The sequence below is a fragment of the Achromobacter sp. UMC71 genome, from assembly GCF_014170305.1.
Lineage (GTDB): Bacteria > Pseudomonadota > Gammaproteobacteria > Burkholderiales > Burkholderiaceae_B > Achromobacter.
This window is the reverse complement of the sequence record NZ_LZZT01000031.1, coordinates 83,313-94,956: the sequence shown is the minus strand read 5'-3', so window position 1 is coordinate 94,956 and position 11,644 is coordinate 83,313. Positions and strand designations below refer to the sequence as shown.

General features: G+C 64.8%; 12 protein-coding genes. 3 read left to right on the top strand and 9 right to left on the bottom strand.

Translation table 11 applies throughout. The features are described from left to right. Positions 1-23: 23 nt before the first annotated feature. Entirely contained in the window at positions 24-335 is a 312-nt protein-coding gene (locus A9974_RS14595; protein WP_183004888.1) for a hypothetical protein, read from the bottom strand. Between the two features lie 1,016 nt (positions 336-1,351). Between A9974_RS14595 and A9974_RS14590 the strand changes: the two genes are divergently transcribed. Beyond that, on the top strand, positions 1,352-2,434 hold the full coding sequence (locus tag A9974_RS14590) for a hypothetical protein (RefSeq protein WP_370539635.1): 1,083 nt from the start codon (positions 1,352-1,354) through the stop codon (positions 2,432-2,434). Between the two features lie 88 nt (positions 2,435-2,522). Here the strand turns inward: A9974_RS14590 and A9974_RS14585 are convergent, their stop codons facing one another. Beyond that, complete coding sequence (locus A9974_RS14585) at positions 2,523-3,182, bottom strand: hypothetical protein (protein ID WP_183004887.1); 660 nt, start codon at positions 3,180-3,182, stop codon at positions 2,523-2,525. A 224-nt stretch (positions 3,183-3,406) separates the two neighbouring features. On the opposite strand from A9974_RS14585, the gene A9974_RS14580 reads away from it, so the two are divergent. Further along, positions 3,407-3,616, top strand: coding sequence for a hypothetical protein (locus A9974_RS14580; protein ID WP_025136111.1), 210 nt, complete (start codon positions 3,407-3,409; stop codon positions 3,614-3,616). 96 nt (positions 3,617-3,712) lie between these two features. Here A9974_RS14580 and A9974_RS14575 read toward each other — a convergent pair whose 3' ends face one another. The 6 genes from A9974_RS14575 to A9974_RS14550 form a co-directional block, all read right to left on the bottom strand. Then, positions 3,713-4,570 carry an SAM-dependent methyltransferase gene (locus tag A9974_RS14575; protein WP_183004886.1) on the bottom strand — a complete coding sequence of 286 codons (858 nt, stop codon included), beginning with the start codon at positions 4,568-4,570 and terminating at the stop codon, positions 3,713-3,715. A 72-nt stretch (positions 4,571-4,642) separates the two neighbouring features. Next, entirely contained in the window at positions 4,643-5,377 is a 735-nt protein-coding gene (locus A9974_RS14570) for a transporter substrate-binding domain-containing protein (RefSeq protein WP_183004885.1), read from the bottom strand. A gap of 77 nt (positions 5,378-5,454) precedes the next feature. Continuing rightward, on the bottom strand, positions 5,455-6,225 hold the full coding sequence (locus tag A9974_RS14565; RefSeq protein WP_183004884.1) for an MBL fold metallo-hydrolase: 771 nt from the start codon (positions 6,223-6,225) through the stop codon (positions 5,455-5,457). Between the two features lie 4 nt (positions 6,226-6,229). Then, positions 6,230-7,213: a tripartite tricarboxylate transporter substrate binding protein gene (locus tag A9974_RS14560; protein WP_183004883.1), complete on the bottom strand. Its 984-nt coding sequence runs from the start codon at positions 7,211-7,213 to the stop codon at positions 6,230-6,232. 29 nt (positions 7,214-7,242) lie between these two features. Beyond that, entirely contained in the window at positions 7,243-8,352 is a 1,110-nt protein-coding gene (locus A9974_RS14555; protein ID WP_255468172.1) for an Ldh family oxidoreductase, read from the bottom strand. Between the two features lie 35 nt (positions 8,353-8,387). Continuing rightward, a complete protein-coding gene (locus A9974_RS14550) occupies positions 8,388-9,383 on the bottom strand; it encodes a tripartite tricarboxylate transporter substrate binding protein (RefSeq protein WP_183004882.1) in 996 nt (331 codons plus the stop codon). A gap of 110 nt (positions 9,384-9,493) precedes the next feature. Here A9974_RS14550 and A9974_RS14545 point away from each other — a divergent pair, with 110 nt between their 5' ends. After that, the gene (locus A9974_RS14545) at positions 9,494-10,393 is read left to right on the top strand and encodes a LysR family transcriptional regulator (RefSeq protein WP_183004881.1); all 900 of its coding nucleotides are present in this window, start codon (positions 9,494-9,496) and stop codon (positions 10,391-10,393) included. Between the two features lie 81 nt (positions 10,394-10,474). Here the strand turns inward: A9974_RS14545 and A9974_RS14540 are convergent, their stop codons facing one another. Then, a complete protein-coding gene (locus A9974_RS14540; protein ID WP_183004880.1) occupies positions 10,475-11,644 on the bottom strand; it encodes a CMD domain protein in 1,170 nt (389 codons plus the stop codon).

Genomic DNA, 11,644 nt, shown 5'->3' with positions numbered 1-11,644 from the left:
TCAACTTCTCACATCGCGCGGGTTCAAAGACCCCGCGCCAACCCCTGGGCCGTGTCCTCGAGTGACCGGCCTTCATTCACCGCATCCTTCAGCTCGGTCACGAACCAGGGCAGCACCAACTTCGTGTCGCTGTCCGACAGTCCGATTTGCAGCCGCTCCTTGGGGTCACAAGGCTCGGCGCCATTTTGCGGGGCGTTATCGCCCTGTGCCGCGGTGGACTTGGACAATCCGAGTGCCTGGGTGGAAAACACCGGATCGGTCGTGATGGCCGACGCGGTGGCCGCCGTGGCAAGCAGCGCAACGCCTGCGAGCAGTTTGATTCGGAAGGTCGGCATGGGGGCATCCTTTGAGAACTTGGGGCCTGCACGGGCGGCTCGCCAGGTGTGCGGGGGGGGCGCCGTGATGAAGGTATCTCGCTATTGTGCAGCCTGTTCAGACGATCAGATACGGAAGAGTTGTGATCGTCTGTGAAGATGTGCGCGGCGGCGGGTTGGATTGCCTGGCACGCAGATAAATCTACACTCCGCTGTGGCTACCAGACTGTCGCTCTTGATCGAGCCACATTCATCATATGCATAGAGGAGTGAACCATGACGAATCGTTGGGCCAGGCTTGTCCCTGAGCTGTTAGTCACCGATATCTCGGCCAGCTTGGCAGCCACTCTGCAGTTTTGAGCTGTCCAATTTGCGGGGGAAGGTCACAACACCATTTCTCGATAAGGCACAAGAGCACATGAAGAACGGGTCATTCTTACTCCTTCTTTTGACTGAGGGCATGGGACGTAAAAGCGTATCGCTTTTGACGTGCGCGCTGTCATTAACTCTGGCATCAGCGGCCCTTTCGTCGTTCGGACCCCTGCTGCTTGCGAAAGCAACAGACATCCTCGCCGGTAGGTCGGGCGTCGATGGCACGGTGAGCTCTGCAACATGGAACTGAAAGAAGCTGGGTGACGTGTATGAAAGGAGAATTCAAGTGATGCACAGGGGTTTATCGCTTCGCGGCATGATGGCCACGATTTTGCTTGCCCCATCGTCGTTGGTGCGGTCCGCCAATCGTTGTCCTGTCCGCGTTGCCGCTTGGTGAACGGAGTGCATCGGGGTCGATTCTCCAGCCTTCAGGTACTATTTCCCATCGATCGTGTCGCGTCCCCAAATTTCTGCCTTGGCCCAATTCGAACCCGCAAGGCAGGTCTTCAAGTGCGCTGCCGCCCATTGCCGCGACAGCGGTTGGCGGGATCGGCTTGCCCCAAGGGGGATCACCCACACGTCAAACCCACCATGAAAAACGGAGAAAGTTGATGCGCTTAAAGGCCCTTGCACTTTGCATGCTGGCAGGATTTGGATCTTCCGCTGTGGCACAGGACAGCACGCAATCCTTGCAACAGGCCTTCAAGCAGCTACCGCCGATGGTGCTCGGCGCTCCCGAAGCGATGCAGGTTTTCTTCATGGACGTGCAGGCCTGGCGGGGGCTGGAAAAGACCGGGCCGTCGCCCGAAGGCCTGCGCAGACTGGCTTTCGCCCCGTTCATCCGCCCGCTCGAATCTCTCGGGTACGGTCTGGACCCGTGGTCGCTGAACGCGAAGGTCTCTTTCGATGACGTTTCCTATTTCGCGGGATTCGGCCAGGCGCCTGCCAATATCAGCTATTGGGGATTGAAAGATAAGCAGGCCGTCGCCAAGTTGGTTGCCGATCTGAAGCAGGGCGATTTCGCTGCGGTCGACGGTGACGTGCCGGGCCTGATCGCCAACGGTGCGGCCGGCGCCATGGATATGAAAAAGGGCAACCCGAAGGATCCGTGGCGAGGGATGATGGGCAAGACAAGCTTTGTCTTGCCGCGGGACACGGCGTTGATCCAGGCGTCGTCGGCTGCGGACATGAAGCGACTGGCACAGCCCGCCCCCTCGGTTGCGGACAACGAAATCGTCGCCGCCGCTGTTGCCGGTTTGAAGGAAGGCGTGCCGGCGGACCGCGGCCGCATTGTGCAGGCAGTGGTCATCTCGCCTGTCATCGGCCTTGCCGCGATTGATCCCGCGAAAGTGCTGCTTGCTTCGGGCGCCGATATCAATACGGCAAAGCAGAATCTGCAAGCCGCGGCCGAAGCGAATGGCCGCGGTATCCCGCCTTACTTCGGGGGGATCATCGCGGACGCCCAGATCGACAATCTGCCGGCGGTCGTGGTGTCGCTGTCCTACGCGGATTGCGCCACCGCCAAGCAAGCGGTTGATGGCATCGGCGCCGCCTGGAAGGAAAGCATGGCCGCGGCGGTCGAGGCCAAGATCTCCGGACGTACGGTGGAAGCGGGCAAGCTGTGCGCGGCGGTCGTCAACCTGACCTCGCCCAAGGCGGAGAATGCCGGAAATCCGATTCTGGCTCAGGTGATGAACCGTTATATGCGGCGTGAATTGACATTGCTGCAGATCGGCACGCCGCGCTGATCCAGAGCAAGGGGGGCGAGTCCTGCCAGGCACGGATGTCAGACTACGGTTCGATGAAATGCCGGGTCGTAGTCTGGCGCTTCGGTTGTCAGACTCGGCCCATTTGCCAAGCAAGCGATACATGAGTGGTTCGCTGCAACGGCAAAGCAATATCCGCAAATCGCGCCTCGATGCGGTCGCGCTCGCGGGCATCGACGCGTTCGCCCAGTGCTAGCGGCAGTTGCCGGCAGCGGTTCAGCGCGTCGGCCGCGTTGATATCCAGCAGGTCGGCGGTCGCCTTTGCGGCAGCCAGCAGGCGGTCTGCCGGGCACGCGATCAGTTGCAGGTCGTATTCCGCGTAGAGGTCGCGCGACAAGCCAGGCGTCAGTTCGGGTTCGTTGCCGCCGCTGTAAAACTCGCCACGGTCCAGAAATGCATCCTGCTCGGCATAGTGTTCGAGCGCGGCGGCATAGTCTTCGAGCCGTGACAACGGCTGCTGACGTTTTTGCACACTCAATACGTCGGCAAAGGTGGCGGCTTCAAGATAGCTGACCAGCCCGTGCGCGATGGCGAAGGCGGGATGTTCCTCGCCATCTTCATCGACGGCGGGGTCATCTTCGTCTTCGCGGGTCGACAGATAGAGTCGGGCATCGACCAGCGGCACGTCATCAGTCACGTAAACCCAGCAATAACGGTCCCAGACATCGCTGTCGTCATGGCGCGCGGCAATGGCTTCGATGCCGTCGCGAAGGCTCAGGAGTTTGCGCATGGAAAGTGATCCGCCGAAAAGGGCGATGATGCCAGATTCCGATACCTGGGCGGTAGGCCGGCGCGAAGATGCAGGACCCTGCTTGCAATGATTCAGACGCCCGCCACCAGGGTACGGCCGTGTCTTTCATTGATCTCCCCGGTGTTTGACACCATTTTTTACTGCGTTTCGCGGCCGTAGCCCTCATCCTCACCCGTACACTACCGGGAACCTCAAGGAGCAATATGTCGATTCAAACGTTGGGCCGTTACGGTGTCGTGCTGTTTCTCGCGGTGCTCAGTTCGGGCTGCGCCAAGGTCGTTGGCGAATGCGGCTGGGTCCGCAGCAGCTGCATGTATGACGGCAAGTATGAAGAGGGCGAGGAAGACTACGCCGAAGCCGAAGCCAAGCGGCTGAACAAGCAGTCCACGGATCGGCTGCGTCGCAGCAATTGATCCCGGCGCGGGCATTCAAGCGGTCGAGGCCGCGGGGCTGCCCGTGCGGCCATGACTCAAAAAAAGCGAAACCTGGGATGGGTTTCGCTTTTTGCTTTATGCCGCCACCACCGGTTCCGGCAGGAAAAACCGTTCCTTCAATTCCTGCAGGCCGATCCGGTCCAGCATCTCGGTCAGGCGCTCGGCCGGCTTTTTGCGCGGCAGGTTCTTGTACTGCGCGATGATCAGCTCGTTTTTCATCGAGTGTTCCCACCCGACCAGCTCGGTCACGCTGACCTGGTAGCCGTGGGCTTCCAGTTGCAGGCAGCGCAGCACGTTGGTGATCTGGCTGCCGAATTCCCGCGTATGCAGCGGGTGGCGCCAGATTTCAGCCAGCGGATCGGCCAGGGCGCGGGCCTTGTTCTTTCTCAGCACCGAGGCCACTTCCGCCTGGCAGCAGGGCACGACGACGATGTACTTGGCTTTCTTTTCCAGCGCGAAATGAATCGCATCGTCGGTGGCGGTGTTGCAGGCGTGCAGGGCAGTGACGACGTCGATGGTCTTGGGCAGCTTGTCCGAGGTGATCGATTCGGCCACCGACAGGTTCAGGAACGACATGCCGTCAAAGCCCAGGCGCCTGGCCAGTTCTTCGGATGACTTGACCAGTTCTTCGCGGGTTTCGATGCCGTAGATGTGCGAGCCGTTCTTGGCCGCATCCTTTTGTTCCTTGAAGAACAGGTCGTACAGGATGAAGCCCAGGTACGACTTGCCCGCGCCATGGTCCGCCAGGGTGACGGCGCCGCGTTCCAGCTGGACGTCCTTGAGCAGGGGCTCGATGAACTGGAACAGGTGGTAGACCTGTTTCAGCTTTCTGCGGCTGTCCTGGTTCATCTTGCCGTCGCGGGTCAGGATGTGCAGGGCCTTGAGCAGTTCAATCGACTGGCCGGGGCGGATGTCGTGGGTTTTTTCGGACATGGGGCAAGGCAATGCGCCCCGCGGGCAGCGGGGCGCAAAAGAAGGCGGGAAAGCGTCAGTTTAACGAAATCCCTAGGCCGCAGGCGCGACCGCGGCGCCCTCGATGCCATGGCGGGCCAAGGCCTGCTCGACGAATCCGCTGCGTTTCATGTCTTCGACGAAGGTGGCCAGCACCCGCTGCGCGGCCTCGCCGCGACTGCGGGGCAGGCCCATGGCCTGGCGGATGGTCATGAAGCTGCCGGGCAACAGGCGCAGCCCGCCCAGGCGGGAGGCATCGGCTTCGAGCTGTTGACGCACGCCGGCGGCGACTTCCGTGCCTTGTCCCAGGAAGGTGTCGACGACGGTGGGCGAGGTGGCGGCTCGGGTAATAGTGGCGCGTCGCAGTTCACGCGTCAGGTACAGGTCGTAGGCGCTGCCTTGGCCGACGGTGACGCGGTGGCGCACATCGTCGACCTGGGCCATATCGTGCAAGGGGGAGTCTTGGCGCACGAGGTAGGCGCCTTCGATCAGCACATAGGCGTCAGTGAAAGCGATGTCGGTGGCGCGCTTGGGGTCGATGGCGAAAAAGCCGATGTCGGCGTTGTTCTGGCTGACGGTGTCGACGGCCTTGCCGGCGCTGTCCAGCACGACCAGGGTCAACGGCACGCCCAGTCTGTCGGCGAAGGCTCGGGCAAGGTCGACCGAGACGCCGGCGGCGGCGCCGTCTGCGTCGCGTCTGGCCAGAATGGGGTTGCCCAGGTTGATGGTGGCGCGCAGGTTGCCGGTGGGGGTGAAGGCCTGGAGGATGCGGGGGTCGATAGCGGTCATGGTGGTGAGAAAAAAGCAGAAGGGATCGGGCTAATCAGAGACAGAAGCACAAGCCAACAGCGGGCGTGCGGTGGACATCAGACACGGTGGCGCCCCGCCGTCCCGCCACAACACAGATCAATCCGCGTGGGCTGAAGATCTTCCCCAAACCAGGCATTGATCGCGGCGCGGCGCTCGCCGACGTAGACGGGCGCGCCGCTGTCATCCAGCGTCATGCCCAGGTCATGCCCCGGCACCAGCAAGGTTCCGGGCCGCTTGCGCCACCACGCCCAGATGCGTTGCAGGCTGGCGTGGCTGGCTGCCGCATCGGCAGTGTCGGCCACTTGGCCGGAAAGCAGCTCCGCGCGGTTCTTGGCCGCGTCGCCGGTGAACAGCACCGCCTGGCGGGGATCGTCGACGTAGAACAGCAGATGGCCGGGCGTGTGACCCGGCGAGGCGATGGCGGTGATGCCGGGCAGGAAGGTGTCGCCGTCGTGGATACGGTGCACGCGAGCCTGGCGGTTCAGTTCCTGCACATACAGCTCGGGTAAGGGGTTGAATCCCGGCGGCTGCGCGGCGGCCCATTCCAGTTCCTGCTGGCCGATCCAGACGGTGGCGTTGGGAAACAGGGTGAAGTTGACCGCATGGTCGTAGTGGGCGTGGGTCAGCACGACGTCGGTGATGTCGGCGGGCGCGACATCACAGGCTTGCAGGTGCTTGGCCAGTTGATGCCGCACGCCGAAGGCGCCGACGTCGACCAGGATCTTGCGGCCGGCCGAGCGCAGCAGGGTGCTGGTGCTCCAGCCCAGGCCGCCGTGGCAGACGGCGCGTCCCGGGTAGCCCTGGATCAGGATGTCGATCTGGTACATGGCGTTATTCCGCGGTGAGGTGAGCGTCGGTGATCAGCTTGCGGTAGCGCTGCAGGTCGTCGCGCAACTGGCGCGAGAAATCCTCTGGCGTGCCGGCGACGATTTCATTGCCGCCCTCCGTGGCCAGTTTGCGGATCACGTCGGGGTCTTGCACGGCCTGCATCACGGCCTGGTGCAGCGTGGCGATGATGCGGGGATCGGTGCCTGCCGGCGCCAAGAGGCCCTGGAACTGGGTGACGACGAAATCCTGGTAGCCGAGCTCCTGCAAGGTGGGGATGTCCGGCAGGCTGGAGGCCCGCCGCGGCCCGGTGACGGCATAGGCGCGCAGCTTGCCGGACTGGATATGCGGGGTGGCGGTGACGGTGGTGTCAAAGGTGAACGTCAATTGGCCGCCCAGCACGTCGGTCAGGGCCTGGGCGTTGCCCTTGTAGGGCACGTGCGTCATCTGGGTGCCGGTCTGTAGCGCCAACAGTTCGCCGGCCAGGTGGCCGCCGGCGCCCAGGCCGGCCGAGCCATAGGTCACGGCGCCGGGCTCCTTGCGGGCGGCGGCGATCAAATCGTCAAGGCTGTGCACGGGCGATTGCTGCGGCACGACCAGCGCGTACTGGTAGCTGGTGATCTGGCTGACCGGTGCGAAATCCTTCAACGGGTCATAGGGTGTTTTCCTGTACAGCGACGGGTTGACGACCAGCGGTCCGCTGGCGTCGAGCAGCAAGGTGTAGCCGTCGGGCGCGGCCTTGGCGACGAAGTCGGTGCCGATCATGCCGTTGGCGCCCGGCTTGTTCTCGACGACGATGGTGCCGTTCAGCGACTTGCCCATGTGCGCGGCGACGACGCGCGCGGTGATGTCGGCGGCGCCGCCGGCCACGTAGGGCACGATCAGCCGGATGGGCTGCTTGGGGTAGCCGGGAGCGGCATCGGCCGCGCGGGATGCCGCAGGGGCCAGGGCCGTCATCAGCCCCAGCGCAAGGAAGGCTAAGCCTTTCATGATGTCTGTCTCCTGGATGCGCCAGCGGCTCAGCCTTGGGACGGGCCGGCGTGGCGGTGCAGCAGCGCCAGCACGTCGGCATCGATGTCGATGCCGTGCTGGCGCTGGCGGGCCAGTTTGGCGAGTTCGATTTCACCAGGCTGGATCACGGGGCGCTGCGCGTCGGCGGGCGGGCTGCCGTGCAGGATGGCGGCGAAGTCGTTCATGCGTTCGGCCAGCCATTGCGTCGAACCCAGGCGGCGGGTGTCGATGAGCAGGAAGAAGTGGCCAAGGTTCTGGGGTTCGTCGGGAGCGTCCACCCAGGATTTGACGTGGGTCAGGTACGCAGCGTTGGACAAGAGGCCGGCGAACAGGTCCACCATCAGCGCCAGGCCATAGCCTTTGTGGCCGCCGATCGGCAAGAGAAAGCCGTCCAGGGCCTGCTTGGGGTCGGTGGTGGCCTGGCCCTGGGCGTCGGTGGCCCAGGTGTCGGGGATGGCTTGCCCGGCCTTCAGGGCATTGCGGATCTTGGCGCGGGCGACCACGCTCATAGCCATGTCCAGCAGGAAGTGCTGGCCGTCCGGGTTGGGCACGGCAAAACCGATGGGGCTGTTGCCGACGCGCGCGTCGGTGCCGCCCCAGGGAGCGATGGTGGTGGTGGCGTTGCTGCCGATGATGCTGGCGTAGCCGGCTTCGGCGGCGATCAGGCCGTAGGGCGAGATGGGGCCGAAGTGGTTGCTTTGGCGGGCGAAGGCGATGCCGACGCCGCATTCGCTGGCGGCCTGCATGGCTGCCCGCAGCGCGTGCATGCCGACCAGCGGGCCGACGCCGTTGTCGCCGTCCACCAGGCGCAGGGCGGGCGCGGGGCTTGTCACCTGGATGCGGGCCTGGGCATTGATGCCGCCCACCTGCAGGCGTTCGCCATACGATTCGATGCGCGACAGGCCGTGGGTGGACAAGCCGAACAGGTCCGCCAGGACCAGCACGTCGACGACGTCGGCGGCATCCTGACGGGGCAGGCCCAGTCCTTGGAAGGCGCGCAGGCCCAGGTCGCGCAGCTCGGCCTCGGCGATGGTGGTCTTGCCGGCGGGGCCGGTCCCGGTGGATTGGGTATCGGTGGAACGGGCGTCGCGGGGCGTGACGCCGATAGGGGCAGCCATGGTCAAAAGTCCTTTAAGAAAACAGAGGGATAGCGCTATTCGGCGGAAACGTGGGCGTCGCGCACGACCTTGCTCCAGCGGCGTTCTTCGGCGTCGATGAAGGCGGCGAATTCGGCGGGGCCGGCGCCGGATACTTCGGCAGCGTCGTGGGCCAGGCGCTGGCGCACGGATTCGCTTTTCAGGGCGGCTTGGGCGGCGGCTTGCAGGCGCGACACGGCGGTGGCCGGCGTGCCTGCGGGGGCCAGCAGGCCGAACCATTGCGAGCTTTCGAAACCCGGGAAGCCCTGTTCGGCGACCGTGGGCACGTCGGGCAGGATGGACAGCCGGTGTTCCGAGCCGACCGCCAGGATCTTGATCTTGCCCGCCTGGGCATGCGGCAGCAGGCCGGGAATGCCGGCGGCGGCGGCGTCGATGTTGCCCGCCAACAGGTCGGTGACCTGCGCGCCGGTGCCTTTGTAGGGCACGTGCACCACATCGATGGCGGCGGCAGTCTTGAGCATTTCGAAGGCCAGGTGGCCGGCGCTGCCGTTGCCGGCCGAACCGTAGTTCAAGACGCCGGGCTTGGCGCGGGCCAGGGCGACGAATTGCGGCAATGTGGCGGCCGGCACCTTGTCGCCCACGGCAAACACCATGGGCAGCTTGGCCAGCAGGATGATGGGGGCGAAGTCGCGGCGCGGGTCGTACGCCAGGTTGGGCATCATGGTCGGGTTGACCGCCAGCGTGCCGACATGGCCCAGGATCAGCGTGTAGCCGTTGGGCCGGGCGCGGGCGACTTCCTGGGTGGCGATGGTGCCTTGGCCGCCGCCCTTGTTTTCGACGATGACCTGCTGGCCCAGGTCGCGCGACATTTCCACGGCCACGGCGCGGGCCACGACGTCGGAGCTGCCGCCCGGGCCATAGGGCACGAGCAGGCGGATAGGGCGCTGCGGCCAGGCGTCGGCGGCGTGGGCCCGCGGCATCGCGGACAACAGCAAGGGGGCGGTCGCCAAGGCCAACGCGGTGCGCAGGCAGGCTCTCCGTAGCGGCTTCATGGGGGGTGTCTCCTGGTCTGGGCCGCTATTGGTTGCGGCTGGAAGACATCTTGCTTGGCGCCCGGTATCGAGTAAAGTGCAAAAATTAGTTCAATTCTTGATGAAAACGCATGAATTTCGATCTCGCGGATCTACGCGCCTTTCTGGCCGTGGCCGACCTGGGCAGTTTTCGGGCGGCGTCCGAGGCGTTGCACCTGTCGCAGTCGGCGCTGTCGCGGCGCGTGGACAAGCTTGAGGCCGCGCTGGGCGTGCAGCTGATGACGCGCACGACCCGCAAGGTGGAGCTGACGACCATCGGCAGAGGCTTCGTGCCCAAGGCGCGCAGCGTATTGAACGAACTGGAAAGCGCGTTGATCGGCATCCGTGACGTGGCCGAACGCTTGTCGGGCATGGTGACGATTGCTTGCGTGCCGTCGGCGGTGGCGTATTTCCTGCCCGACGTCATCCGGGAATATCACGCGCAATACCCACGCATCCGCATCCGCATCATCGACGAGTCGTCGTCGCAGGTGTTGACGGCGGTGGCGCGGGGCGATGCCGATTTCGGCTTGACTTACATCGGCGCCAACGATGCCGAGATCGAGTTCAAGCCCTTGCTGGAAGAGGCTTTCGTGGCGGCCGTCAGCCGCAAGCATCCGCTGGCGCGGCGCAAGTGGGTGCAGTGGGCCGATCTGGAAGATTACCCATATATCACGCTGGCCCAGGGCAGCGGCAACCGCTTCCTGATGGACCAGGCGCTGGTGCACAGCGGCTGCCGACCGCGCCACTTCTGCGAAGTGCAGCACGTGCCGGCGCTGGTCAGCATGATCGAGGCGGGCCTGGGCGTGGGCGTGGTGCCGCGCCTGGCGATGCCGGGGGAGGGCCATGGCACCCTGGTCAGCGTGCCGCTGCGCAACCCCGTGGTCACGCGCACCATCGGGCTGATCCATCCGCGCGGCAAGGCGCTCAATCCCGTGGCGCGGTTGTTCTATGACCTGCTGGCGCAACGGGTGGAGGCGCGCCAAAAATAACAGGCCGCCCGAAGGCGGCCTGTGTCTGCGGTGCCGGGTGAGAAATCCAGCTCGATTTCTACCCGACTCGCATCGGCGGCATCATGCCGGAAAAACCGGCTCGCCCAGATTCAGCATCAGGCGGTTGGCCCACGCAAAAATCGCGTCCGAATGCAGCAGGTCCAGCACCTCGCCTTCGCTCAAGCCCACATCCTTCAAGGCCTGGATGCTGTTGGCGTTCACGGACGCAGGCGCCTCGGTGATCTGGATCGAGAACTTGCCGATCGCCAGTTCGCGCGCGGTGGTGCCGGCGGTGGCGGGGTCTTCGAATACCTGGGCGATCACGTCATTGCGCTTGGCCAGCTGCTCGAAGCGCTGCGCATGCACCGACGCGCAGTAGACGCAGCCGTTGATGCGCGACACGACGGTGGCGCCCAGTTCGCGCTCGGCGCGCGACAGGCCGCCCGGCGCATACATGATGGCGTTGAATGCCGTGGAGCGCTGGCGCAGGATTTCCGGCTGGTGCACCAGGAAGCGGTAGTAGTCCGAGACCTTGGCCTTGGGGTGGCTTTCTTCCAGCACGGCGATTTGGTCGGGCGTAGCCTTGTCCAGGTCGATGACGTCGAGCCAGGCCTTCCATTCCAGCGATTCGTTGGTGAAGCCGTGGTTCTTGATGACGTCGCCGGGCGCGGTGGCGGCGGTGTTGGGCGGGAAGGGCGCGGCGGGCGTGCCGGTGGGGTGGCCGGGCTGGCCTTCCAGCGACTTCATGGCGTCCAGGCCCGCGACCAGGCGCACCTGGTACGACAGGAAGGCGATCAGCTGCGACAAGGTGACGACGGCCGGCGTGGACACGCCGGCAGCGGGCAGGGTCTTGAGCGCGGCTTCGTCGCCTTCGACGGGCTTTTCGATCAGCTTGCGGGTGAATTCCAGAATGGCGGCCAGGCGCGGGTCGGTGGCGTCCGCGGGCTTGCCGGTTTCGGCAACCTGGATGTCGGCGGCGCTGGCGCCGGCGTCCACCAGGCGTTGGCGATAGTGGGCGGCCAGAGCCGGCGACGGCGTCAGGCGCGAGGCGTACAGCGCGACCAGCAGGCGCTCGGCCAGCGTCAAGCCGGGCAGCGCGGGGTCGAACAGGGCGTCGTAGCTGCCTTGCGTGGCGGCCGCGACCTTGTCGCGCTGGTGGCGCACGGCGTAGGTATTGCTCTCGGCCTTCAGGCCGACGAGCTGGTCAACGAGGTCTTTCGCGGCGTCGTAGACGATGGGTTGTTGTGCCAT

Bases quoted from the DNA above. Each gene is read 5' to 3' on its own strand.
- A9974_RS14560 (WP_183004883.1), bottom strand. From the start codon at position 7,213: ATGAAAGGCTTAGCCTTCCTTGCGCTGGGGCTGATGACGGCCCTGGCC.
- A9974_RS14580 (WP_025136111.1), top strand. From the start codon at position 3,407: ATGTCGATTCAAACGTTGGGCCGTTACGGTGTCGTGCTGTTTCTCGCG.
- A9974_RS14545 (WP_183004881.1), top strand. From the start codon at position 9,494: ATGAATTTCGATCTCGCGGATCTACGCGCCTTTCTGGCCGTGGCCGAC.
- A9974_RS14595 (WP_183004888.1), bottom strand. From the start codon at position 335: ATGCCGACCTTCCGAATCAAACTGCTCGCAGGCGTTGCGCTGCTTGCC.
- A9974_RS14540 (WP_183004880.1), bottom strand. From the start codon at position 11,644: ATGGCACAACAACCCATCGTCTACGACGCCGCGAAAGACCTCGTTGAC.
- A9974_RS14585 (WP_183004887.1), bottom strand. From the start codon at position 3,182: ATGCGCAAACTCCTGAGCCTTCGCGACGGCATCGAAGCCATTGCCGCG.
- A9974_RS14575 (WP_183004886.1), bottom strand. From the start codon at position 4,570: ATGTCCGAAAAAACCCACGACATCCGCCCCGGCCAGTCGATTGAACTG.
- A9974_RS14550 (WP_183004882.1), bottom strand. From the start codon at position 9,383: ATGAAGCCGCTACGGAGAGCCTGCCTGCGCACCGCGTTGGCCTTGGCG.
- A9974_RS14565 (WP_183004884.1), bottom strand. From the start codon at position 6,225: ATGTACCAGATCGACATCCTGATCCAGGGCTACCCGGGACGCGCCGTC.
- A9974_RS14555 (WP_255468172.1), bottom strand. From the start codon at position 8,352: ATGGCTGCCCCTATCGGCGTCACGCCCCGCGACGCCCGTTCCACCGAT.
- A9974_RS14570 (WP_183004885.1), bottom strand. From the start codon at position 5,377: ATGACCGCTATCGACCCCCGCATCCTCCAGGCCTTCACCCCCACCGGC.